The sequence below is a fragment of the Mitsuaria sp. MSU3D genome, from assembly GCF_056867975.1.
On the sequence record NZ_CP200314.1, the window covers coordinates 3,317,508 to 3,341,931 of the forward strand.

20 protein-coding genes are annotated in these 24,424 nt (G+C 69.1%); 6 read left to right on the forward strand and 14 right to left on the reverse strand.

What is annotated here, in order from left to right; translation table 11 throughout:
• Window positions 1-42: 42 nt before the first annotated feature.
• Genes AC1VNM_RS14430 through AC1VNM_RS14440 form a run of 3 tightly spaced genes read right to left on the reverse strand, consistent with a single transcriptional unit; the run spans window position 43 to window position 2,502 of the window.
• Entirely contained in the window at window positions 43-975 is a 933-nt protein-coding gene (locus AC1VNM_RS14430; RefSeq protein ID WP_483109279.1) for a glutathione S-transferase family protein, read from the reverse strand.
• A gap of 34 nt (window positions 976-1,009) precedes the next feature.
• A complete protein-coding gene (locus AC1VNM_RS14435; RefSeq protein ID WP_483107366.1) occupies window positions 1,010-1,483 on the reverse strand; it encodes a GNAT family N-acetyltransferase in 474 nt (157 codons plus the stop codon).
• Window positions 1,483-2,502, reverse strand: coding sequence for an NADP-dependent oxidoreductase (locus tag AC1VNM_RS14440; protein WP_377161492.1), 1,020 nt, complete (start codon window positions 2,500-2,502; stop codon window positions 1,483-1,485). Before AC1VNM_RS14440 ends, AC1VNM_RS14435 begins: the two co-directional genes overlap by 1 nt.
• Before the next feature lie 333 nt (window positions 2,503-2,835).
• On the opposite strand from AC1VNM_RS14440, the gene AC1VNM_RS14445 reads away from it, so the two are divergent.
• On the forward strand, window positions 2,836-4,044 hold the full coding sequence (locus tag AC1VNM_RS14445; protein ID WP_483107367.1) for a hypothetical protein: 1,209 nt from the start codon (window positions 2,836-2,838) through the stop codon (window positions 4,042-4,044).
• Between the two features lie 18 nt (window positions 4,045-4,062).
• Here AC1VNM_RS14445 and AC1VNM_RS14450 read toward each other — a convergent pair whose 3' ends face one another.
• The 5 genes from AC1VNM_RS14450 to AC1VNM_RS14470 form a co-directional block, all read right to left on the reverse strand.
• The gene (locus AC1VNM_RS14450; RefSeq protein WP_377161488.1) at window positions 4,063-4,521 is read right to left on the reverse strand and encodes a PaaI family thioesterase; all 459 of its coding nucleotides are present in this window, start codon (window positions 4,519-4,521) and stop codon (window positions 4,063-4,065) included.
• Between the two features lie 140 nt (window positions 4,522-4,661).
• The gene (locus AC1VNM_RS14455) at window positions 4,662-5,453 is read right to left on the reverse strand and encodes an SDR family oxidoreductase (RefSeq protein WP_483107368.1); all 792 of its coding nucleotides are present in this window, start codon (window positions 5,451-5,453) and stop codon (window positions 4,662-4,664) included.
• Between the two features lie 83 nt (window positions 5,454-5,536).
• On the reverse strand, window positions 5,537-7,441 hold the full coding sequence (locus AC1VNM_RS14460) for an acyl-CoA dehydrogenase family protein (protein WP_483107369.1): 1,905 nt from the start codon (window positions 7,439-7,441) through the stop codon (window positions 5,537-5,539).
• A 121-nt stretch (window positions 7,442-7,562) separates the two neighbouring features.
• On the reverse strand, window positions 7,563-8,738 hold the full coding sequence (locus tag AC1VNM_RS14465) for an acetyl-CoA C-acyltransferase (protein ID WP_483107370.1): 1,176 nt from the start codon (window positions 8,736-8,738) through the stop codon (window positions 7,563-7,565).
• Window positions 8,739-8,766: 28 nt separating this feature from the next.
• Window positions 8,767-10,863 (reverse strand): 3-hydroxyacyl-CoA dehydrogenase NAD-binding domain-containing protein, encoded by a 2,097-nt coding sequence (locus tag AC1VNM_RS14470; RefSeq protein WP_483107371.1) that lies wholly within the window; start codon window positions 10,861-10,863, stop codon window positions 8,767-8,769.
• Window positions 10,864-11,094: 231 nt separating this feature from the next.
• Between AC1VNM_RS14470 and AC1VNM_RS14475 the strand changes: the two genes are divergently transcribed.
• The gene (locus AC1VNM_RS14475) at window positions 11,095-12,195 is read left to right on the forward strand and encodes a hypothetical protein (protein ID WP_483107372.1); all 1,101 of its coding nucleotides are present in this window, start codon (window positions 11,095-11,097) and stop codon (window positions 12,193-12,195) included.
• 24 nt (window positions 12,196-12,219) lie between these two features.
• Entirely contained in the window at window positions 12,220-13,041 is an 822-nt protein-coding gene (locus AC1VNM_RS14480) for a hypothetical protein (protein ID WP_483107373.1), read from the forward strand.
• 43 nt (window positions 13,042-13,084) lie between these two features.
• Here AC1VNM_RS14480 and AC1VNM_RS14485 read toward each other — a convergent pair whose 3' ends face one another.
• Entirely contained in the window at window positions 13,085-13,615 is a 531-nt protein-coding gene (locus tag AC1VNM_RS14485) for a hypothetical protein (RefSeq protein WP_377161474.1), read from the reverse strand.
• A gap of 236 nt (window positions 13,616-13,851) precedes the next feature.
• Between AC1VNM_RS14485 and AC1VNM_RS14490 the strand changes: the two genes are divergently transcribed.
• The 3 genes from AC1VNM_RS14490 (at window position 13,852) to AC1VNM_RS14500 (ending at window position 19,034) form a co-directional block, all read left to right on the forward strand.
• A complete protein-coding gene (locus AC1VNM_RS14490) occupies window positions 13,852-15,825 on the forward strand; it encodes a hypothetical protein (protein ID WP_483107374.1) in 1,974 nt (657 codons plus the stop codon).
• Between the two features lie 35 nt (window positions 15,826-15,860).
• A complete protein-coding gene (locus tag AC1VNM_RS14495) occupies window positions 15,861-17,873 on the forward strand; it encodes a hypothetical protein (protein WP_483107375.1) in 2,013 nt (670 codons plus the stop codon).
• A gap of 144 nt (window positions 17,874-18,017) precedes the next feature.
• Window positions 18,018-19,034 carry a hypothetical protein gene (locus tag AC1VNM_RS14500; RefSeq protein ID WP_483107376.1) on the forward strand — a complete coding sequence of 339 codons (1,017 nt, stop codon included), beginning with the start codon at window positions 18,018-18,020 and terminating at the stop codon, window positions 19,032-19,034.
• A gap of 19 nt (window positions 19,035-19,053) precedes the next feature.
• On the opposite strand, the gene AC1VNM_RS14505 is transcribed toward AC1VNM_RS14500, so the two are convergent.
• From AC1VNM_RS14505 to AC1VNM_RS14525, 5 genes are all read right to left on the reverse strand, one after another.
• Window positions 19,054-19,812 carry an ABC transporter ATP-binding protein gene (locus AC1VNM_RS14505; RefSeq protein WP_377161797.1) on the reverse strand — a complete coding sequence of 253 codons (759 nt, stop codon included), beginning with the start codon at window positions 19,810-19,812 and terminating at the stop codon, window positions 19,054-19,056.
• 32 nt (window positions 19,813-19,844) lie between these two features.
• Window positions 19,845-20,633: an ABC transporter ATP-binding protein gene (locus tag AC1VNM_RS14510; protein WP_483107377.1), complete on the reverse strand. Its 789-nt coding sequence runs from the start codon at window positions 20,631-20,633 to the stop codon at window positions 19,845-19,847.
• Window positions 20,634-20,641: 8 nt separating this feature from the next.
• Window positions 20,642-22,036: a branched-chain amino acid ABC transporter permease gene (locus tag AC1VNM_RS14515; RefSeq protein WP_483107378.1), complete on the reverse strand. Its 1,395-nt coding sequence runs from the start codon at window positions 22,034-22,036 to the stop codon at window positions 20,642-20,644.
• 15 nt (window positions 22,037-22,051) lie between these two features.
• A complete protein-coding gene (locus AC1VNM_RS14520) occupies window positions 22,052-22,996 on the reverse strand; it encodes a branched-chain amino acid ABC transporter permease (protein WP_377161795.1) in 945 nt (314 codons plus the stop codon).
• A gap of 195 nt (window positions 22,997-23,191) precedes the next feature.
• Window positions 23,192-24,394, reverse strand: a complete 1,203-nt coding sequence (locus AC1VNM_RS14525) for a branched-chain amino acid ABC transporter substrate-binding protein (protein WP_483109280.1) — start codon at window positions 24,392-24,394, stop codon at window positions 23,192-23,194.
• Window positions 24,395-24,424: the final 30 nt, after the last annotated feature.

Genomic DNA, 24,424 nt, shown 5'->3' on the forward strand with positions numbered 1-24,424 from the left:
TCCACGCAGGCACCCGAGCCCGTCTTCGCGGGCCCGATCGGGCTATGCGCGCTTCAGCGTGTAGCGGATGCGCGGGAAGTGCACGTGCACGCGGCCGGCGCGCTCGTCCTCGCGGGCCAGCGTCACCGTGCGGCAGCTCAGGCCCACGAGCGTGCCGGCGACCGCGTCGCGGGCGTAGTCGTAGGGCGTGACCGTCACGGCGTCGCCGGCGGCGAAGCCCAGGCCCTCCTCGACCCGCGCGGGACGCGGTGTCGAGGTCTTCGCCAGCGCGATCGCCGCGGCGCCGTCGAGCTTGCCGGCCCGCTCACCATGACCGATCGCGGCGACGCGGCCCATCCAGGCCCGCAGCGCCTCATGCGGCTGGAAGATCTCGGCCAGCGGCCCGGTCCGGGTCACGAACCACAGCGGGTGATAGACGCTGAGGTCGGCGATGCTCGTCTCGTCGCCGAGCAGCCACGGCCGGCCGTCGGACAGCATCGACGAGAGCCACTCGAGGTACTGCGTCAATGCCGCGCCGGCGTCGACGCCGCGCACCTGCGGCATGCCCTCGCTCATCGCCTTGCGATCGGCGACGAAGATCTTCAGCATGTCCGGCGGCGCCCCGGCGAACAGCGCGGTCGCGCCCGCCGGCTGCATCGCATACGGCAGCGCGGTCCAGAACAGGTCCGTGTCGGCCCACTGCGCCAGCATGCGCGCGTGGCCGGCGACGGCCGCGGGGTACAGGCTGGGCGTCGGACGACGGCCCTCCAGCACCTCGGCGATCAGCGCGGTGTCGCAGTAGATGTCCGCGCCGAGCTGCAGGAACGGCGTGCGGCGGTAGCCGCCGGTCAGCGCCACGACATCAGGCTTGGGCAGCACCATCGGCACCGTCACCGAGTGCCACGCCAGGCCCTTGAGGCCCAGCATCAGCCGCGCCTTCTCCGCGAACGGCGAGCTGCTGTAGTGATGCAGGACGAGGTCGTCGGCCGACGGCAGGCCGGCGGAATGGGGGACTCGTGGGTGGGGCCGCTCATGGCGTCGCGTCCTTGCGCATGTCGATGTGGGGGATGCCGTCCTCGTCGTAGACGTCCGAGATCGGCGTGAAGCCGAAGCTGCCGTAGAACTCGCGCAGGTGGGCCTGCGCGCCGAGCTCGACCGGCTGGCCCGGCCAGAGCTTCTGGCATTCGCGCAGCGCCTGGCTCATCAGCGCGCGGCCCAGGCCGCCGCCACGGGCCGTCGACGCCGTGATGACGCGGCCGATGCGCGCCGAGCCGTCGCCGATCGACGGCGGCAGCAGACGCGCGTAGGCGAAGAGTTCCTCCGCGCCGTCCACGCCCTGCCCCAGTCCTTGCAGATGCCAGGCGTGCTCGTCGAGCCCGTCGGGGTCGAGGTAGAGGCAGCGCTGCTCGATGACGAAGACCTCGGCGCGCAGGCGCAGCGCGCGGTACAGGCCCCGGACGCCGAGCTCGTCGAAGGGCTGGTTGATCCAGCGCGGGCCGACCATCAGATCAGCTTCACCAGCTGCTTGCCGAAGTTGCGGCCCTTGAGCAGCCCCAGGAAGGCCTCGGGCGCGTTCTCGAGGCCTTGCGCGACGCTCTCGCGGAACTTCAGCTTGCCGGTCGCGACCAGCGTGCCGAGTTCCTTCAGCGCTTCCGGCCAGATGTCCATGTGCTCGGAGACGATGAAGCCCTCGATCTTCATCCGGTTCGTGAGGATCAGCTGCGGCAGCGTCAGCGGGATCGGCTCGCCGTTGTAGCCGGCGATCATCCCGCACATCGCGATGCGGCTGAACGCGTTCGAGCGCAGCATCACGGCGTCGAGGATCATGCCGCCGACGTTCTCGAAGTGACCGTCGATGCCGTCGGGGCACTCGGCCTTCAGCGCGGCGGACAGCGACTTGAGGTCGGTGTGCTGCTTGTAGTCGATGCATGCGTCGAAGCCGAGTTCCTCGACGACGTAGCGGCACTTGTCGGCGCCGCCGGCGATGCCCACCGCGCGCGCGCCGCGGACCTTGGCCAGTTGGCCGACCGCGCCGCCCACCGCGCCGCTGGCGGCGCTGACCACCACCGTCTGGCCCGGCTTCGGATCGATGATCTTGACGAGGCCGTACCACGCGGTCACGCCCGGCATGCCCACCGCGCCCAGGTAGGCGGACAGCGGCACATGCGTCGTGTCGACCTTCTGTAGCACGCCGCGCTGGTTGGCGTCGACGAGCTGGTACTCCTGCCAGCCGCCCATGCCGACGACCTTGTCGCCGACGGCGAAGTGCGGGTTCTTCGACGCGACCACCTCGCCCACGGTGCCGCCGATCATCACCGCGTCCAGCGGCTGCGGCGCGGCGTAGCTCTTGCTCTCGTTCATGCGGCCGCGCATGTAGGGGTCGAGGCTCAGGTAATGGTTGCGGACCAGCACCTGCCCGTCCGCGAGTTCGGGGATCGGCTGCTCGACCAGCTTGAAGTTGTCAGTGCCGGCCTCTCCGGTCGGGCGGGACACCAGATGGATCTGGCGGTTCACTTGGCTCATCGGGGGCTCCTCGGTCGTTGTGGATCCATGTCAGCGCATGGCTCATGAAAGGGAATCGCGGGCGGAGACCCGGCCACGATCCGTGACGGAATGCCGACGATTGAACCACGCCCTCTTCCCCCTTCACGTCCCTCGGGTGACAGAAAAGAACGAGCGTGCTTTTTCTGAGGCGACCTGCAGATTCGTGTCAAGAACCGCGGCCTGCGGCTGTCGACTGACATCGTCCTTCCAGCCCTACGCCACCTCACCATGTCGCAGATCTTCCGTCGCTCCCATCTTCCCTCCTGGCTCGGCGGCAATGACGGGCCGGCGCAGGCGCCGAGAGATCCTCAGGTGCGCAAGTGGATTGAAAGGGAGAAGCACGGGAAGGAGGCCCTCGCCGCGGCCCGGCAGATCGAGAAGGCCCTGGTCCGCAAACCGGAAACCCTGGATCTGTCGGCGGTGCCGCATCGTCTCCTGGACGGGCTGACCGGCAGCCTGATGCAGCGCCTGAGCGGGCCGACGCGGACCCTGGTGTTGCCGCAGGATTGCCCTGTGGACATCGCCTTGCGATTGATGTGCGTGATCGGCGCGCGTCACATCGAGCCGAAGCCGGTGATGGCGGCGGTCGAGGAGGCGCTGTCGCCACGGCCCTGCTCGAAGCCGCGCCGGCTGCGGCCCCGGACGCCGCCGGTCCCCGTCGCGCCGGCGCCGACCAGCACGGACTCATCGGTCTATGACGTGCCGCCTCGCCTCACCGGCCACGAGTACGCCATTCCTCCTCGCCGCACCGGCCACGACTATGCCGTTCCTCCGCGCCGCGGCGACAACGACGACGTCATTCCGCCCCGCCGCAGCAAGGACCACGACGTCCTTCCCCGCCGCGACAGGGGCATCTACGAGCGCCCCGAATCCCTGGTCGTCCCCAAGGGTCCGGCCTCCCTGCATCGTCGCGATGGCAAGGACCACGCCCTGGACACGAGTCCTTTCGAGGGCTCGGTCTATGTGGAGGGCCCGGACGAGGTCGAGGGCTCGAGCTACGTGTTCGCCGAAGCTCGCCGCGCGCCCGCCGGTCTGGCGGATTCGGTCCATGTCAAACACAAGGTGGACGCGATGGAGATGCGTCGTCAAGGCGTGCCTCTCGACATGGTGACGCCGCGATCGTCGCTCGGCGCGACGATTCAGCAGGTCTCCGCAGCGGTGGATGCGCTGCGCGCGCCGATGGCCTGGCTCCAGACCCGCGCCAGCGACGAGGGTCAACACCCGCGTTGCGCCATCTCGTCATCGGAGGCGATCGCCATCGCGCGCGCGTTGGTCGCCGTGCCGCCGGATCACCTCAGGCCGGCGGAACGCCAGTCGATGATCGAGGCGAAGATGGTGCTCGTCTCGAGGCGCCCCGCTGCCCCGCTCGAGCTTGCGCCCGAGACCATCCGTCATCTGGACGTCGCACTGGATGTCGTGCGCCGGCTGGTCGCGGACCAGATTCCGACACCTCCCCCACTGCCGGCGCGGAACTCCGCCACCGAGCGACTCCGGTCGGTCCGGAGCACGGCGCAAGGATGAGCCCTTGGGGCGACGGGCTCAGTCCTCGCTGCGCTGCAGCGCCTTGAGGCTGCGGCCCTTCCCGGGCAGCGCCTTCAGGTACTTGAAGGTGCCGGTCGAATGGGCGCAGAGCTTGCCGTCCTCGCCGTAGACCGCGCCGTCACAGAAGGCCATCGTCGTCGAGCGGTGCAGCAGCCGGCCCACGGCCCGCAGCGCGCCCTCGCCGGGGCGCATGAAGCTGGTCTTCATCTCCACCGTCACCACGCCGGGGCCGAAGCCCGGCTGGTCGCGGTGCACGCTGCGCGCCGCATGCGCCATCGCCACGTCCAGCAGCGTCATCAGCACGCCGCCATGCGCCACTTCCCACGAGTTCAGATGCAGCTCGCGGATGTCGACCCGCAGCTCGGCCTCGCCTTCGTCGATGCGGACCAGCTCGAAACCCAGCTGCTGGACGAAGGGGATGTGGACGGGGAACTTCAACGACGGCTTTTCAGTCACGACAACCTCGAATCACGGGCAGATGCGCCCACGACAGCATGACGCCGTCCCCGCCAAGCGGAGCCCGGAGATCCGGCTCTGCCGGGCTCTCGGGCTCGCCCCCCGGTGGGGGCGCGCGAAGCGCGTAGGGGGAGGAGCCATCAACTGCCGTGGACGGCGGAGACGCCGCCGTCGACCGCGAGGATCTGCCCGGTGATGTGCTTCCCGGCGCGGCTCGCGAACAGCAGGGCGGCGCCCTTGAGGTCCTCATCATCGCCGATGCGCTTGAGCGGGGCGTGCTCGGCGAGCTTCTCCTCGCCGATCGCCGCCATCAGGCCCTTGGTCATCTTGCTGGGGAAGAAGCCCGGCGCCAGCGCGTTGACGGTGATGCCGTACACGCCCCATTCGCCGGCCAGCGCGCGGGTGAAGTTCACCGCCGCGCCCTTGCTGGTGTTGTAGGCGATCGTTTTCATCATGCCGCTGTTGCCGCCCAGGCCGGCGATCGAGGCCACGTTGATGATGCGGCCCGACTTGCGCGGGATCATGCTGCGGCGCGCGACTTCCTGGCTCATCACGAACAGGCTGCGGATGTTCAGGTCCATCACCTTGTCCCAGGCTTCGACCGGGTGGTCCTCCGCCGGGGCGCCCCAGGTCGCGCCGGCGTTGTTGACGAGGATGTCGATCTTGCCGAGCTTCGCGAGCGTCTGATCGACGATGCCCCGCGCCTGCGCCTCGTCGGAGGCGTCGGCGGCGATGTACTGCGCCGCGATGCCGCGCGCCTTCAGATGCGCCACGGCTTCCTCCAGATCGCCCGCCTTGCGCGAGCTCAGCATCAGCGTCGCGCCGGCCTCGCCGAGCGCCTCCGCGATCTGCAGCCCGAGGCCGCGGGATCCGCCCGTCACCAGCGCCACCTGGCCGGTCAGGTCGAAGAGGTCTTGTACCTTGCTGCTCATCGTTGTCTCCTTGATGTTCTCGATGTGGGTCATGTCACCGTCACCGCCGTCGTCGACGGCGGTGACGGCGGTGACGGCGGGGGTCAGAACCAGGCGTCCTGCATCTCGCGCGTGAGCGCCTCGCGCCGCGCGACCACGCCGAGCCAGGCGTGGATCTTGGGCAGCTCATAGGCGAAGAAGTAGCGCTGCGCGGCGCGCTTGCCATGGGCGAAGTCGTCCTCCCGCCCATCGAGCGAGAGCGCCACGTCCAGCCAGATCCACGCCAGCACCGTGTGCCCGAAGGCCTGCAGGTACGGTGTCGCGTTGGCGAGCGCCGCCTCGGGCTCGCCGGTCGACCAGGCCTTCTTCGTGGCGCCGCCGACGGCGGCCAGCGCCGCGCCGAGTTCGTTCGCCGCTTCGGCAAGACCTGGCACCTGGCCGGCGCGCTGCGCGGTGTCGCTGATGCGCGCGGCCAGCGCCATCAGCGCCTGCCCGCCGTCCATCACGACCTTGCGGCCCAGCAGGTCCAGCGCCTGGATGCCGTGCGTGCCCTCGTGGATCATGTTCAGGCGGTTGTCGCGCCAGTACTGCTCGACCGGGAAATCACGCGTGTAGCCGTAGCCGCCCAGCACCTGGATCGCGAGCGAGTTCGCCTCCAGGCACCACTCGCTGGGCCAGCTCTTGGCGATGGGGATCAGGACTTCCAACAACCGCTTCGCCGCAGCGATCTCATCCGCCGAGCCCGTGTGCTGCTCGTCGACCAGCCGCGCGCAGAACAGCTCCAGCGCCAGACCGCCTTCGACGAAGCTCTTCTGCGCCAGCAGCATGCGCTTGACGTCGGCGTGCTCGATGATCAGCGCCTGCGGCCGCACCGCGTCCTTGAAGGTTGTCAGCCCCCGGTCGCCCGCTGCGCGGTCGCCGCCCCCCGAGGGGGTCTCGCCTGCTCGGGACGGCCCGTCGCCGGCTCGCGCGGCGACCGGCCGACCTTGGGGGCGTTGACGCGCGTACTCGAGGCTCGCCTCGTAGCCCGCGTAGCCCAGCATCACCGCGCCGAGGCCGACGCCGATGCGGGCCTCGTTCATCATGTGGAACATCTGCCGAAGGCCGTCGCCGGGCTTGCCGACGAGGTAGCCGATGGCGCCCTTCTTCCCGCGCGGCGTGTGGCGTCCTTCGCCGAAATTGAGCAGGCAGTTCGTCGTGCCCCGATACCCGAGCTTGTGGTTCAGGCCCGCCAACGCCACGTCGTTGCGCTCGCCGGTGAGCTGCCCGCCCGTGTCGACCAGGTGCTTGGGCACGATGAACAGCGAGATGCCCCTGGTGCCCGGCAGCGGCTTGCCGTCGGGTCCGGGGATCTTCGCCAGCACCAGGTGGACGATGTTCTCGGTGATCTCGTGCTCGCCGCCCGAGATCCACATCTTGTTGCCGGTGAGCCGGTAACGCGGGCCGAGCGGATCGGCCTCGAAGTCCGCGCCGTCAGCCTCGGCGCGCGTGGCCACGTCGGACAGCGACGACCCGGCCTGAGGCTCCGACAGGCACATCGTGCCGAACCAGCGCCCGGACAGCTCGTTCATCGCGAAGACCTCGCGCTGCGTGTCGGTGCCGTGCGCCATCAGCAGGTTGGCGTTGCCGTTGGTCAGCATCGCGTAGCCGCCCAGGGACACGCTGGCCTTGCTGAAGAAGCAGTTGGCGGCCATCTCGACGACGCAGGGCAGCTGCATGCCGCCGTGCTCGTAGTCCTGCGCGGCGGCCAGCATGCCGGAGCCGACGTAGGCGGCGAGCGCCTCGTGCGTCGCCTTGGGCAGGAACACGCGCTCGCCGTCGAAGCGCGGCTCCTCGGTATCGGCCAGGCGGTTGAACGGCGCGAACTTCTCGCGGGCGATCTTCTCGCAGGTGTCGAGCACCGCGTCGAAGGTCTCCCGCGAGTGCTCCGAGAAGCGCTCGCGCCGGCCGAGGTCCTGCACCTTCAGCCAGTCGTAGAGAAGGAAATCCAAGGTCTGGCGCATGCGCATCTCACAACAGAGGCGGAGCGAAGCCCGCCGACTCATCAAGCGGAGCCCGGGGATCCGGCTTTGCCGGGCCCTCGGGCTCGCCCCCTGAGGGGGCCGGCGTCAGCCGGTAGGGGGGTGCTCGTCAGAGCACTTCGAAGACCCCAGCCGCGCCCATGCCGCCGCCAATGCACATCGTCACGCAGACGCGCTTGGCGCCGCGACGCTTGCCTTCGATCAGCGCATGGCCGGTCAGGCGCTGACCCGACACGCCGTACGGATGGCCGATCGCGATCGCGCCGCCGTTGACGTTCAACTTGTCCATCGGGATGCCGAGCGTGTCCGCGCAGTACAGCACCTGCACCGCGAAGGCCTCGTTGAGTTCCCACAGGTCGATGTCCGACACCTTCAGGCCCAGGCGCTTGAGCACCTTGGGCACGGCGAAGACCGGGCCGATGCCCATCTCGTCGGGCTCGCAGCCGGCCACGGCGAAGCCGAGGAAACGACCCAGCGGCTTCAGGCCCTTCTTCTGGGCATAGGCCTCGCTGACGATCGCGCACGCGCCGGCGCCGTCGCTGAACTGGCTGGCGTTGCCCGCGGTGACCACGCCGCCGGGGACCGCCGTGCGGATGTCCTTGATGCTCTCGTAGGTGGTGCCCACGCGCAGGCCTTCATCGACGCTGACGGTGACCTCCTTCGTCGTCATGCCGCGCACCTTGTCGGCGACGCCGGCCATCACGGTGATGGGCACGATCTCGGCGTTGAACAGGCCCTCGGCCTGCGCGGCGCAGGCGCGCTGCTGGCTGGCCGCGCCGTAGCGGTCCATGCGCTCCTTCGGGATCTTGTAGCGCTGCGCGACGTTCTCGGCCGTCTGCAGCATGGACCAGTAGATCTCGGGCTTGTGCGCCGACAGCCAGCTCTCGTGGCCCATGTGGCGGTTGGCCTCGTTCTGGACGCAGGAGATGCTCTCCACGCCGCCGGCGACGAACACGTCCGCCTCGCCCGCGATGATGCGCTGCGCCGCGGTCGCGATGGTCTGCAGGCCGCTGGAGCAGAACCGGTTGACGGTCTGTCCGGAGACGCTCACCGGCAGGCCGGCGCGCAGCGCGATCTGGCGCGCGATGTTGCCGCCGGTGGCGCCCTCGGGCGTGGCGCAGCCCATGAGGACGTCCTCGACCTCGCCGCCCTCGATGCCGGCGCGCTCCAGCGCCGCGCGCACCACGTGGCCGCCCAGCGTCGCGCCGTGGGTCATGTTGAACGAACCCTTCCAGCTCTTGGCGAGCGGGGTGCGGGCCGTGGAAACGATCAATGCCTTGCTCATTCTTTTCTCCTGATGCGGTCCGCGGGGGTCAGTCGTTGAAGCCCTTGCCCTGGTCGGCCAGGCGCTGCAGCAGCGGCGCGGGCTCCCAGAACTTCCCGTCGTCCAGCGGGTTCTTGGCGAAGCGCTTCATCGCCTGCACCACGTTGTAGAGGCCGACCGTGTCGGCGTAGCACATCGGGCCGCCGCGATGGAGCGGGAAGCCGTAGCCGGTGAGGTAGACCATGTCGATGTCGGAGGCGCGCAGCGCGATGCCCTCCTCCAGGATCTTGGCGCCCTCGTTGACCAGGGCGAAGACCAGGCGCTGCACGATCTCCTCGTCGCTGATCTTGCGCGGCGTGATGCCCAGCGCCGAGCGGTGCATGTCGATCATCTCCAGCACCGTCTTGGACGGGATCGCGTCGCGCTTGCCGGGCAGGTAGTCGTACCAGCCCGCGCCGGTCTTCTGGCCGAAGCGGCCCATCTCGCACAGCAGGTCGGCGGTCTTGGAGTAGCGCAGGTCCGGCTTCTCCAGGTAGCGGCGCTTGCGGATGTACCAGCCCACGTCATTGCCGGCCAGGTCGCCCATGCGGAACGGGCCCATCGCGAAGCCGAAGCGCTCCACCGCCTTGTCCACCTGCTGCGGCGTGCAGCCCTCTTCCAGCAGGAAGCCGGCCTGGCGGCTGTACTGCTCGATCATGCGGTTGCCGATGAAGCCGTCGCAGACGCCGGAGACGACGCAGGTCTTGCGGATCTTCTTGCCCAGCGCCATCACGGTGGCCAGCACGTCCTTGGCGGTGGCCGCGCCGCGCACCACCTCCAGCAGCTTCATCACGTTGGCCGGGCTGAAGAAGTGGGTACCGATGACGTCCTGCGGGCGCTTGGTGAAGGCCGCGATCTTGTCGACGTCCAGCGTCGAGGTGTTGCTGGCCAGGATCGCGCCGGGCTTCATCACCGCGTCGAGCTGCTTGAAGACCTGCTCCTTGACGCCGATGTCCTCGAAGACCGCCTCGATGACCAGGTCCGCCTGGCCGATCTCGGCGTAGCTCAGGGTCGTGCCCAGCAGGCTCATGCGCTGGGCGTAGCGGTCTTCCTTGAGCTTGCCCTTCTTGACCTGCGCCTCGTAGTTCTTGCGGATGGTGGCGACGCCGCGGTCCAGCGCGTCCTGCTTCATCTCGAGGATCGTCACCGGGATGCCGGCGTTCAGGAAGTTCATCGCGATGCCGCCGCCCATCGTGCCGGCGCCGATGATGGCGACCTGCTCGACCTTGCGCAGCGGCGTGTCCTCGGGCACGTCGGGGATCTTGGACGCGGCGCGCTCGGCGAAGAACGCGTGGCGCAGCGCCTTCGATTCGGGCGTCAGCATCAGCTGCTGGAAGGCGTCGCGCTCGGCGCGCATGCCGTCCTCGAACTTCATGGCCACCGCGTTCGCGACCGTTTCCACGCACTGCAGCGGCGCGGGGAAGTTCTTGGCCATCGCGCCGACGGTGTTGCGCGCGAACTGGAAGTAGGCCTGGGCTTCAGGATGCTGGGCCTTGATGTCGCGCACGCGCGGCAGCGGGCGCTTGTCGGCGATGCTCATCGCGAACTGGACGGCGCTGTCGATCAGGTCGCCGTCGACGACCTTCTGGAACAGCACCTGGCCGGGCACCTGCGCGAGCTGCTCGCTGAGGACCGGCTCGCCGCTGACGATCATGTTGAGCGCGGGCTCGACGCCCAGCGCGCGCGGCAGGCGCTGCGTGCCGCCGGCGCCGGGCAGCAGGCCCAGCTTCACCTCGGGCAGCGCGATCTTGGCGCCGGGCGCGGTCACGCGGTAGTGGCAGCCCAGCGCCAGTTCCAGGCCGCCGCCCATGGCGACGCTGTGGATCGCGGCGACGACCGGCTTGGTGCAGGACTCGACGCGGTTGATCAGCGAGCCCAGGTTGGGTTCGGCCAGCGCCTTGGGCGAGCCGAACTCGCGGATGTCGGCGCCGCCGGAGAACGCCTTGCCGGCGCCGGTGATCACGATGGCCTTGATGGCGGGATCGTTCTCCGCCTTCTCGACGCCCTCGGCGACGGCCAGCCGCGTGGCGTGACCCAGGCCGTTGACCGGCGGATTGTTGAGCGTGATCACCGCGACCTGACCGCGGACTTCGTAGCTGGCACCCATGCTTGTTCCTTCCGATGCTGAAGAGTCGCCTCGCCGCGGCCGCGTGTCTCCGGAGGCCGCCGGCGAAAAGAACGATCGTTCGATTCTAGGCAGCGCCGAGGCGCGCGGATTGTCTCTGCTGTGACAGGGCGCTACGGGGGAAGTGCGGAGGACGGCGGCCTGAACGGATCAAGCGAACCCGAAGGAGGAACAGACAACTGAACCGTCGTGTCCCCATCCCTGACGCTCGCCATGTACCTTCCCATCTCAACACACCCGGCCTTGTCGTCCGCGCCCACCGACGTGTCCGACGGCATCCCGTCCGGCAACCCGTCGCGGGGTGTCGCTCCCTGGCGCACACGGGACGATCAGCAGACCGTGCAAACATCGCTCGCGCTGGCCGGCACCTGGCATCCGGCACCGGATCAGCGCGCCGCCCTCGGACGTCTCGGCGCCCTGATCAACGACTGGCGATTCGACACCGCCGAAATCGACTACAGCCCGGAGCACCGCACCTATCCGACGTTCACGCTGGCCAACGACGACGTGGCCACCGTGCTCACGGTGCTCGACGCGGCGCCCGAATGCCTGCTCACGTTGGACGGCATCCAGAGCACTCGCGAATGGCGGGAACGTCTCGGTCGGGGTCCGCAGCCGATGAGCGCCGATGAACTGGCTGACCTGTGCCACGTGGGCGCCATGAGCCTGGCGGCGTGCCGACGCTCCCTGGAACCCGACGCCAAACGCGCGGCGCTGCGCCGGGAGGCTTCGCTCGCGGGCTGGCGGGATGCGGCGCCGGACGCGCCGACCGCGGCACGCCGCGATCTCGTCCTCGCGCTCCTCTCGAGGTCCCTGTCGAACGGGCCAGGATTGACCGCGACGTTCAATGAGCTGCGGGAACCTGACGACGGCCCAGGCTTGGAGCTGCCGCCGCTGGAACTGCTCAAGGGCTTCGAAGGCCAGCCCTGCAAGCTGACGCTGACTCGCGGCCGCGTCGTCGCGCCCGAACAGTTCGCCGCCCGTGCGACCGCGCTCAAGGTCCAGCAATTGCGCCTGCCGCTGCGCGACGGGCGTCTGCCCGACTGGGCGACCGGGGTCCGCACCCTGCGCGAGATCGAGCTGTCGGCGGACGGAAGTGCCAGCAAGCCGACCTGGCGGGCACTGTTCCACCAGCTCGGCAAGCTGCCCAAGCTGGGACTGGTCACGTTGGCCAAATCCATGGGAGCCCCGAGCGACGTGCCGTCCGGCTGGGTCTACGATCGATCGGAACGGCGCCTGTGGGCGAAAGACGAGATCCTGGCGTCACCGTACCTGCGCGCGGCCAACAGCTCGATCGTGCGGCGGGGTCCGTGAGCTTGCGTTTAGCGGAGATTCAGCATGCATGCCCTCCCCCGCATCGCGGCACAGGCCGCATCCTGCGGCGAAGCCGACTCGACGACGATCGTGCCCGCGCACGAACATCCATGGGGCGCCTTGCCCGACGACCCGTGGCTGGAGGCGCTGGCTGGCGGCGAGCCGCTTCCCGTCTCGCAGTCTCAACGGGCGGCGTTGCGCGCGTTGCCGGATTGGCTGGCGACCGTCCAGGAGCGGCTCGTCCATGCCCATGACGGCGCGTTGAGCCTCGACGACCTGGCGCCACTGGCCCGGGCCGAGCGCCAGGATGCGCGGGCCTTGTTGATGCTGCTGCCCCCCGGTCTGCTCTGTGCCCGGCACCAGGCGCAAATCCGCGAGTGCCAACAGCGCCTCGGCGGCGACGCGTCGCGGGACTGTTCGTACGAGCAACTGCTTCGTCTTCACGAACTGCTGGGCGAGCTCCAGCCCCTGTTCGATCGCGTCGTTCCGGGCGGCGCGAGATTCGACGCCGAAGTGCTGCAAGGCCTGGCGGGCCTCAAGCGGTGGGAGCGTTCGCAGCACGACACGGTCCATCCCTACATCCGCCAGGACATGGCGGACCTGCTGAGGCTCGCGGCCGTGACCGATCCGGAGCGGGACGCGTCTCCCACGGTGCTCGGCGCCTGGCGCTCGGGGGCCGATCGCCTGGGCGAACTGGCGGCGCCCGATCTTCCGGACGCGGAACTCCTGCGTCAGCTGCACCTTCCCCCGGGCCTCGTCCGGATGGAGCTGGAAGGCCAATGGCCCAGGGACTGGGACGAGCTGCGCCGCAAGGCGGAAGCGGGCGGCATCGCGCTCATCGGCTGAAGGGCCGGCGCGCCGGCCGCCGGCCGCCGACCGCCGCCACGGCTCAGAAGGGCTTGTCGAGTTGCGTCGGCATGAAGCCGCGCGAATTCGGACCGTCGTCGTCCTGGATCTCGGTGCGGGCGAAGCCGCCCTGGGCGGCGCGCTCGCGGGCGCGGTCCTGGCGCTCCAGCGCGGCGTCGACGCTGGCGACCGTGGGCGCCGGCGCGTGCCGCGGCTTGTCGATCGGACGGAATGCCGGCAGCGGCGTGGGCGCGCTGATCGGCGACACGGAATCCAGCGGCAGGATGGAATCAGCCCCGTCGCCCGTGTCGTGCGGCGCGGCGGCGATCGCCGCCTTGCGGCGCAGCCGTTCGACGACCAGGCGAAGCTCGCCGAGCTCCATCTGCTGGCGCTCGATCTGACGACGCGCCTGCGTGGTCTGCTCGTTGAGCAGCAGACGCGACGATTCGATCCGGTCGATCAGCCGGCGCGCGCGCCTGAGCTTGGGCCACCACCACCCGCTCACCGCGGCGCCACCGACCGCCAATCCGGCCAGCGTCCCGACGACCATCATCCATGGCTGCACCGAATTCATCTGGGAGGCTCCCTGTTCTTGTTGCCTGCCGGTCAATGTAGTGCGACGGCCGTGCGACGGGGCCCCGCGAGCCACCCGGATCAGGGGACGGCGCAACGGCGCGGAGGGACCATGAACGTGGGGGGTGGGGATGTCGGGACAGGGACGCGGGGTCGAAACGGCCAGGGCATCGCGGCACTCGACGAACCGGCGGAAAGACCTGGGCACTACCTTTCCCCCTCGGTTCGGACACCGCCATGATCCCTCCCGGCTCCACCACGGCTGCCGCCCACCCCGCGCGGGACGCGGGCGCTGATGTCGAGCACGACCCGCATCCGGTCGCCACGGCGCGGTCGTTCGCCTGGTCGCTTCCCGCGGAGGAGATGACGAAGTTGGAACGACTCGAACGGGGCGAGCGGTTGGCACTCTCGCCGCCGGTCGAACGATGCCTGAATCGACTGGCCGCGGTCGACGACCACGTGTCGGGCAGCGCGTTCCGGAGAGCATTCCTGGAACGCCGGCTGGCTCGCCCCAGCGACGAGGAAGCGCAAGCGCTGATCGCCGAGGTGCCCCTGTGCCTGCTGAGCGCCGGACAACGGCAGCACGTCCTCGCGCTGCGACGGCACGGGCTGCGCGGATCGCGTGCAAGCGCCCCGTTCTTCGATCCGGCGGCCCGCAGGGAGGACCTGTGTCTCGCGACCCTGGACATGTTGAACGCCGCCCGCGGCGGCATGGGAAGTTCCCGGGCAACGGTGCTGGCGACGCTTGCCCGATGGGAGGCCGACGTGTCCTCGGAACCCGAGGCGAATGCCCGGGCGAGCGGTGGCCGCGCATTGCGCGAGGTGGTGAGGGACTCGGGCGAAGGGCTCCTGCAACTCGACGGTCACGGCTTGACGGACCGCCCCGCGCCTGAGTTCTCCCTGCCGCCCCGCGCGCTTGTCGAGGCGCTGGACCTGCGGGGGCGGGATCTCGTCGCGGAACTGGGCGCGGCCCGTCCCTGGGATCTCCAGGCCTTCCTCGACACCGAGCGCGCCATCGACCTGCGCGACTGGAGCCTGCGCCTGGGCCGCGACGATCCGGGCTTGTCCCCCCTGTTGATTCCGGACGGCGCCGAGCACGTGTTCCTCTGGGGAGATCCGGACCGCTGCGCCCGCTTCGCGCTGGCATTGGCCCGTGGGGAAGCGCGTCGACTCCGGGAAGTGCGCGTCAATGAACCCATGCCGCATGGGCTGGGTCCGCTTCCGGACGGCTGGCACGCCGATTCGATGGCAGGGGTATGGCGCCTGTCTGCCGAAACGCCCGTCGAAGCCCCGGATCCCGCGTCGGCATTCGCGTACTGGGGCGGCGACGGGCTCGCGGATCTGAGGGACTGGCTCGGCACCTCCGACGACGGCCGGCGCCTGATGGAATTCCTCGACACGTTCAGGACGAAGCTGACCGAACTGAGTGAGCCCGGCGCGCCCGCGCTGCGCGAAGACATGATCGCCCGCGGTCGACGCCTGCTGCGGATGCTGGCCGACCAGCCAGAGTTGTTGTCGGAGGTGGTCTGCGATCTGGTGGACCTCGGGCCCTGCGTCGACGCGCTGGGGCAGGCGCTCTCCGACATGGAACTGACGATGCGCACGGGCGGCGCCGGCTCCGCGGACGACGCCGCCGGCGCGCTGCTCTGCATGAGCTCGCGCAGTCTGGGCCAACTGCACGTCAGCTTCACGGGCGGCAACATCGCCGAAGACATCGAACGCGCCATCGGGCTGCAGGCCTTGCTCGACCTCCGACTGGCGCAGATCACGGGGAAGTCGTTCATCCGCGCCGCGCTGCCCTTCTACGCCGAGATCGGCGGCATGAAGCACCGCGTGGTGGATCGCGAGCCCACGGTGGCCGACTGGAAGGACGGCCCGCGAGCGGCGGCCGAATTGATCCTCGCCAACGAGGTCCGTGCCGACTTCCCGATGCTGCGTGAACTCATGAAGTCGACCCGCGGGCCGGCCTGTCGCGCCACGCAACGGCTGATCCTCGATCCGTCCTACCAGGCGGCGAACGACGAGTGGCAGCAGCGATTCCTGGAGGCCGGAGAACGCGCGGACGAGGACCCATCGGACCTCGAGGCGGAGCGGCGCTACAAGGAGATCCAGACGCAGATGCCGCTCGAGCTGGACAAGCTGACCTTCGCCCTCATGGACGGGTGGCTCGATCCCTTGCGCAAGGCCTACCCCGCCTCGGCGGACTCTTGATCGGGCCGAGCGCCCGCCGTCCGGACGCCGGACACATGACCACGGTCAACGAACCTGCGGGAACGACTGAGCACTACCTTGCCCTCAGCTTGGACAGCGTCATGATCCCTTCCAGTCACACCACCGCGTCTCTCGGCACCACGATGTGGGGCGACGACCCCCCCATTGAACATGGCACGCGCCAGACCGGCCTGCCGCCGCCCTGGTCGCTGCCGGCGCACGAGGTGGCGAAAATGGAACGACTCGAACAAGGAGAGACGCTGGCCCTCTCGCCGCTGGTCGAAAGCTGCTTGAATCGACTGGCGGAGGTCGAAGCTGGCTGGCCACAAAGCCCGTTCCGGAGGGTCTTCGCGCCCAGCAGGCGACGCATGCTCCCCGGCACCGAGGAAATGGCGGCAATGATCGCGGAGGTGCCCCTGTGCCTGCTGAGCGGTCGCCAGCGGCAGCAAGCCCTCGCGCTGCGGCAGCAAGGCCAGGGCGCCTCGGAGACGTCGGCGCCCGACTTCGATACGCATGCGTCCCGCAACGACCTGGTCATCGCGTGCATGGACGCCTTGCAGGCCGCTCGTGGCAACACGGGCGCCCCCTGGACGAAGGCGCTGGCCAAGCTCGCCCGATGGGAGACGGACGCGTACTCGGATCGGGACGCGGAGGCCAGGGCCAGCGGCGGGCGAGCCTTGCGTGAAGTCGTGAAGGACACGTTGCAGGAGAACCTGTATTTCGACGGTCAAGGCCTGACCCGCCAACGCGCCAGCCGGTTCTCACTGCCGCCGTCGGCGCTCCTGGCCGAACTCGACCTGGAGGCGCGCGACTTCAATGTCATCCTGCGTCACGCCCGGCCCCTGGATCCGGACAGCATCCGCGATGCGCTGACCGGCCTCGATCTGCGCTCCTGGCAAGTTTCTCTCGGCGACGAGCCGCCCGAGCCCCTCTCATGGATGCCGGACTGCGCCACACACGTCGATCTCCGGGGCGACTCGGATCGCTGTGGCCGCTTCGCCGTGGCGCTGGCCAGTCAGCCGGACCGCGCGCTGCTGCTGGTGAGAATGCCTGCCGACACGGAAGACCCGCTTGAAGCCCCCAGCGGGTGGCGCGCCGAGCGCTCGGCAACGTCATGGCAGCTGACCAGGGAGACGCTCCAGCAGGCCCAGGGGTCTGCCGCGGTGCTGGCCGATTGGGGAGCCGAGGATCCCGAGGCTCTCTGGCAGGCGATCGAGGCGTGCGACGACAGCCAGCTCCTGGTGGACTTTCTCGTGGAGTCCAGCCGGCAGCTGACCGCGCTGGGCCCGCTGTACGCAGGCATCGTCCGCCAGGAGATGATGGCCCGCAGCCAGAGCCTCCTGCAGATGCTGACCGCCGAGCCTGCGTTGCTGTCCGAGCTGAGCAACGACCTGGCGGGCCCCTGGACCTGCATCGATGCGAAGCGCAAGACGCTCGCCAGCATGGACCAGATGCTCCGCGCGGGCAGCGACCCGGGCGCACTGATGCGCATGAGCCTGCACGACCTGGCCGACCTCTACGTCGGCATCCATGACCCCGACGCGGAAAACATCGAACACAGCCTCTCGCTGCAGGCGCTGATCGACTTCCGGCTGACGCAGATCACGGAGAAGCCCTTCACCCGGACCGGCGTCCCCTTCTTCGTACAGCAGAGCGGCATGAACAACAGGGCGCTGGGTCGCGAGCCCACGCTGGAGGACTGGCCGGACAGCCAGCGGCAAGAGGTCGACCTGATCCTCGGCAACGAGGTCCGCGCCGACTTCCCGAGGCTGCGCGAGTTCATGCAATCGACCAGCGGGACGGCCCATCGCGCCGTGGAGCGGTTGCGGCTCGATCCGTCCTACCAGGCGGCGAACGACGAGTGGCAACAGCGATTCCTGGAGGCCGGAGAACGTGCGGACGAGGACCCATCGGACCTCGAGGCCGAACGGCGCTACAAGGAGATCCAGGAGCAGATGCCGCTCGAACTGGACAGGCTGACCTTCGCCCTGATGGACGAATGGCTCGATCCCTTGCGCAGGGCCTACCCCGCCTCGACAGGCTCCTGACCGGGCACGTCGCCCTCGCGCCGTGCCGACGACGGCACTCGACCCACGGAACCGCAATGGCCTCCAGCCAACTCAACGCCCCCCGATGCAACTGGAATCCACATGAACCTGGACTCGACGTCCTCGATGCCTCCTATGCCTTTGATGGGCGTGCCCGCCGGGACCGATGGCACGCCTGAGAGGCGTGTCGGCGTGCCTTGCACCCCCGACGCGTGGCGGCTCGACGACCGCCAGACGCTGCTGATGGATCGCTTGGCCCTGGACGGCAGGTGGACGCCGTCTCCGGAAGAACGCGCGGGGTGGGAGACCGTCGAAGACATCGTGAGGAACGCCGAGGACTGTCTGCGCGCCAGCACGTCGGGCCGCCACGGCGCGCTGCTGTTGAACGCGGCCCAGGCTGCCGCCGTTCGTGCGGCGCTGGCGTCGCTGCCGGAATGTCTCTACCGCCCCTTGCCCGGCATCCCCAGGCTTCGCGAGCTCGGCGACAAGCTCGATGACCCGGCCGGGTGCGCGCTGACGCGCGGCGATCTCGAGGTCCTGGCGACGACCTGGCATCTCGCGAAGGATCTGCGGATCGGCACGTACACGCAGAAGCCGGGGGACGATCGGGCGCTGCTGGCACAGCGCGCGCGCTTTGCCCAATGGATCCACGCCGCGCCCACACAGGACCGGGCGCGCTGTCGCGCGGCGACGGTGGACGCCATCCTCGACGCGGCGGACCGGATGGAGAAGCACGGCGGGGCCGGCTTCCCGACGGTCCTGCCCTTCTCGGTGCTCGAATGCGCCGAACTGCCGCCACCCGGCCTCATCGGCACCGTCTGCTATCGCGCCGGGGCGGCGCTGATGCTGAGGAGCATGCACCTGTATCGCATGCCGGATCCGGCCCAGTTCAAGGAGAGCGCCGAACGGCTGGGGATCGAGCACCTGGACTGCCGGGCGCCGGACGGGACCCTGGTCGAGGGATGCAACCTCACGACGCTGTCGATGCTCTCCCTCTGGAGCGCCGACCCCTCACGCCTGGATGTGGCCCGCCTGTTCGGCCAGATGCGGGCGATGCCTCGCCTGCGATGCGTGATGCTCCCGCGCGGCCTCGAACTGCCGGGCATTCCCAAGGGCTGGGACTACGGACCCGCGCTAAACGTGCTGCAGCGATACCGATGAACGGCCATCGCGCGCGGCTTCAGACTTCCAGCCACTCCTTGCGCACGTAGGCGTTCGCGCGCAGGTCCGCGGGCGTGCCTTCGAACACGATGCGGCCGTGGCCCATCACGTAGCAGCGCTCGGAGATCTCCAGCGCGATCGCCAGCTTCTGCTCGACCAGCAGCACCGACACGCCGCGCCGCTTCAGTTCCTTGAGGTACTCCGCGACCAGCTCGACGATCTTCGGCGCCAGGCCTTCGGTCGGCTCGTCGATCATGATCAGGTCGGGATCGCCCATCAGCGTGCGGCACAGCGTCAGCATCTGCTGCTCGCCGCCGGACAGCACGCCGGCCTCGGTGTGCTGGCGCTCCTTCAGGCGCGGGAACATCGCGTACATGTCGTCGAAGCTCCAGCGCGGCTTGGCGGCGCCTCGACGGCCACCCCCGCTGCCTTTCTCGCCGAGCAGCAGGTTCTGGTGCACGGTGAGCTTCGGAAAGATGTCGCGGTTCTCCGGCACGTAGCCGATGCCGCGGTGCGCGATCTCGTAGGCCTTGCGGCCCAGCAGCGCTTCACCGCCCCACGCGATCGAGCCGGTGCCGTCCACCTGGCCCATGATCGTCTTCACCGTCGTCGAGCGGCCCGAGCCGTTGCGGCCCAGCAGGCTGACGATCTCGCCGGGTCGGACTTCCATCGTCACGCCGTGCAGCACGTGGCTCTTGCCGTAGAAGGCGTGGACGTTGTCGAGCTGCAGCGCGCGCGAACTCGCGACCGCCGCGGCACCCGTCGACGCGGCGCGCATCGCGCCGATGTTGGTGTCGTTCATCGCGACGCTCATGCCGGTGCTCCCGCGGTCTGCGATTCGGCCAGCACCGAGCCGAGATACGCCTCCTGCACGCGCGCATTGGCGCGCACCGCATCGGGCGTGTCGAAGGCGATCACCTCGCCGTAGACCAGCACCGCGATCTTGTCGGCCAGGCCGAAGACCACGCCCATGTCGTGCTCCACCGTCAGCAGCGTGCGACCTTCGGTGACCTGGCGGATCAGCTGGATGAAGCGCTTCGTCTCGCTCTTGCTCATGCCCGCCGTCGGCTCGTCCAGCAGGATCACCTGCGCGCCGCCGGCGATCGTGATCCCGATCTCCAGCACGCGCGCCTCGGCGTAGGTCAGGTTCACCGCCGGCACGTCGCGCTTCTTGTCGAGGTGAAGCATCTCCAGCAACTCCTCGACGCGGTCGTTGACGTCGTCCATGCCGGCGAGGAACTTCCAGAACGCGTACTTGTGCCCCATCGACCACAGCAGCGCGCAGCGGATGTTCTCAAACACCGACAGCCGCGTGAACAGGTTGGAGACCTGGAAGCTGCGCGACAGCCCGCGGCGGTTGATCTGGTACGGCGCCAGCTGGTCGATGCGCTCGCCGAAGAGCCGGATCTCGCCGCTGGTGGGCGCGAAGCGGCCGCTGATCAGGTTGAACAGCGTGGACTTGCCGGCGCCGTTGGGGCCGATGATCGCGACGCGTTCGCCCGGCTTCACCGCCAGTTCCGCACCGCGGATGATCTCGCTCTTGCCGAAGCTCTTGCGGACGGATTTCAGTTCCAGCGCATAGGGAGCCGAAGCAGTCATGGTCTCGCTCACAGGCTCTCCCTCCGCTTGATCTCTTTCTCGATCTCTTCCTGCGCCCGGTCCCACTCGGCGCGGAACTCCCGGCGCACGAGTTCGAACAGACCCAGGCCGGTCAGCAGCACGAAGCCCGCGCCGAACCAGGACTCGACGCTCTTCGCATTCAACGCGACGCCCAGGTAGCTCATCTGCGGGCCGAGCGCCTCGTTGAGCTGCAGGTGGTAGAGCATCTCCACCATCGCCGATCCGCCCACCAGCATCGTCAGCGCCGCGCCGGCCAGGCCGAGATACGAGGGCCACAACGACCGCAGCTTGCCGAAGGCCGCCAGCCGCAGGTTCATCATGATCAGCGAGGCGATGCCGCCCGGCGCGTACATCACCATGAACAGGAACACGAGGCCGAGGTAGAGCAGCCAGGCCTTGGTCAGTTCCGACAGCAGCACGGTCGCCACGACCATCAGCACGGCGCCGATGATGGGTCCGAAGAAGAAGGTCGCGCCGCCGAGGAAGGTGAACAGCAGGTAGGCGCCCGACCGCGCCGCGCCGACGACCTCGGCGTTGACGATCTCGGTGTTCAGCGCCGACAGCCCGCCCGACACGCCGGCGAAGAAGCCCGCGATGAGGAACGCCAGGAAGCGCACCCACTGCGTGTCGTAGCCGATGAACTCGACGCGCTCGGGGTTGTCGCGCACAGCGTTGAGCATACGGCCCAGCGGCGTGCGCGTGAACGCGAACAGCAGCGCCGTGCAGGCGAAGGCGTAGATCGCGATCAGGTAGTACACCTGGATCTGGGGACCGAAGGTGATGCCCCACACGGCCTTGCCGACGACGCGGTTGGAGGAGACGCCGCCCTCGCCGCCGAAGAACTCCGGCAGCATCAGCGACATCGACCAGATCAGCTCGCCCAGGCCCAGCGTGATCATCGCGAAGGGCGTGCCCGACTTCTTCGTCGACACGTAGCCGAACAGCGCCGCGAAGAACAGGCCCGCGAAGCCGCCGACGATCGGGACCAGCCCGACCGGCAAGGCCAGCTGACCGGCGCCGACGACGTTGAGCGTGTGGATCGCCAGGTAGGCGCCCAGCCCGGTGTAGACGGCGTGGCCGAAGCTCAGCATGCCGCCCTGCCCGAGCAGCAGGTTGTAGGACAGGCACGCGATGATCGCGATGCCCATCTGCGACAGCATCGTCTGCGCCAAGCCGCTGGTCCACATCAGCGGCGCCACGAACAGCGCCAGCGCGTAGAAGCCCCAGATCAGCCAGCGGCCGACGTTGTGCGGTTTGAAGTGGTAAGTCTCGCCGCGTTTCGCGCGGGCATGGACGCGATGCGCGCCGCCGGACGGGGTCGCGGACGACGGGCCTGGAGACGAGGCCGTCGGCGGAACGGCGGGCGCGGAGGAGGAAGGCATGACCACGGACATCGATCAGCCCTCCCGCGTGCCGAGCAGGCCCTTGGGCCGGAAGATCAGGATGAGCACCATCAGCAGGTAGGGAAGGATGGGCGCGACCTGCGCCAGCGACAGCTTGAGCAGCGGGTAGCCGAAGGTGTCCGGGCCGAGCTTGAAGACCTGGGCCAGCGACGCGTCGATGGTCAGCGGCAAAGTCTGCAGCAGCCCGATGACGATGGAGGCGACGAAGGCCCCGGCCAGTGAGCCGATGCCGCCGACGACGACCACCACGAAGATGATGGAGCCGACGAGCACCGCCATCGACGGCTCGGTGACGAAGGTGACGCCGCCGATGACGCCGGCCAGCGCCGCGAGCGCGCAGCCGCTGCCGAACACCAGCATGAACACGCGCGGCACGTTGTGGCCGAGCGATTCCACCATCTCCGGATGCGTCAGCGCGGCCTGGATGACGAGGCCGATGCGGGTGCGCGTCAGCAGCAGCCACAGCGACAGCAGCATGAACAGCGCGACCAGCATCATGAAGGCGCGTGTCAGCGGGAACTTGGAGCAGCTGGCCGCGGCGCAGACCGCGGCCGGCGCATCGCCCCAGGCCAGCTGCAGCGCCTGGCCCGGCGCGTGGACCAGCGTGAAGGCCGCGCCCTGCAGCGACGGCGGCGGCGGGAACGGCACCGCCGTGCGGCCCCACACCAGCTGGACCAGCTCCAGCACGACATACGACAGGCCGAAGGTGATCAGCAGCTCCGGGACGTGGCCGAACTTGTGGACGCGCCGCAGCGCGCCCCGCTCGAACACGGCCCCGAGGCCGCCCACCACCAGCGGCGCGAGGAACAACGCGGGCCAGAACCCGATCCACCCGGCGATGGAGTACGCGACGTACGCGCCCAGCATGTAGAAGCTGGCATGCGCGAAGTTCAGCACGCCCATCATGCTGAAGATCAGCGTGAGGCCGGAGCTCAGCATGAACAGCAGCAGTCCGGAGGACAGGCCGTTCAGCAGGTTGATCAGTATCTGTTCCAAGACATCGTCCTCATTCAACGAGCCGGGTTGGCGTGGATCCCGTCGCGAGCGGGCCGAGGTCGGGCCGAAGCGCGGAGCCGTACTCCTGTACGGCGAGCATTGCAGGCCAGAGATCGGCTCGCGCAGCAGGGAGACGCGTCAACCCGGGCGCTTCATCTGGCAGCTCGTCGGCGTGGAGCTGACGTACGCGTCGTAGGTCTTCACGACGGCGAAGTTGAAGCCCGTGTTCTCGACGTTGTACGGACGCTTGGCGTCGACCTTTTCCCAGCGCGAGATGTAGATCGGCTGCTGCAGCTGGTGGTCGCCCTTGCGGATCTCGACGTCGCCGTTGAAGGACTTGAACTTCAGGCCTTCGAGCGCCGCGGCCACCTTCACCGGATCGGTGCTCTTGGCCGTGGCCATCGCCGCGCCCAGCGCCGAGTAGATGTGGATGACGCTGCCGGTGTAGAAGTCGTCGTTGAACTTGGCCTTGAACTCGTTGGCCCAGGTGTCCATCTGGCCGCCCATGTTGTTGTAGTTGTAGGCCGCCTGGTAGACGCGCCCCGCGCCCGCGGCGCCGATGGCCGTCGGCGTGCCGGTGACGCCGGCGTAGTAGGTGTAGAACTTGCCGTTGTAGCCGGCCTCGGAGGCGGCCTTCACCAGCAGCGCCAGGTCCGAGCCCCAGTTGCCGGTGATCACCGTGTCCGCGCCGCTGGCCTTGATCTTGGCGACGTAGGGCGCGAAGTCGCGCACCTGCGCCAGCGGGTGCAGGTCCTCGCCGACGATCTGGACATCCGGCCGCTTCTTGGCCAGCCCCTCCTTCGCGTACTTCGCGACCTGGTGGCCGTGCGCGTAGTTCTGGTTGAGCAGGTAGACCTTCTTGACGTCGGGCTGGTCTTTCAGGAAGGTCGTGATCGCCTCCATCTTCATCGACGTGTCGGCGTCGAAGCGGAAGTGCCAGTAGCTGCACTTGCTGTTGGTCAGGTCCGGGTCCACGGCCGAGTGGTTGAGGTACACGACCTCCTTGCCGGGATTGCGCTCGTTGTGCTTGTTGACGGCGTCGATGATCGCCAGCGCCGCGCCCGAGCCGTTGCCCTGCGTCACGTAGCGCACGCCCTGGTCGATCGCGGACTTCAGCGCGTTGAGCGACTCGGCGGGGCTGAGCTTGTTGTCGATCGGGATGATCTCGAACTTCACGCCGGCCGGGTTGGTGGCGTTGAACTTCTCGGCGAAGAACTGGAAGGACTTCACCTGGTTCTGGCCCACCGGCGCCATCAGGCCCGACAGCGGATCGATCCAGGCGATCTTCACCGTCTCGCCCTTCTGCGCGTAGGCGCCGGTGGCGGCGCACAGCGCGCTCATGGCGACCGCGGCGAGCACCGTGCGGCGCGG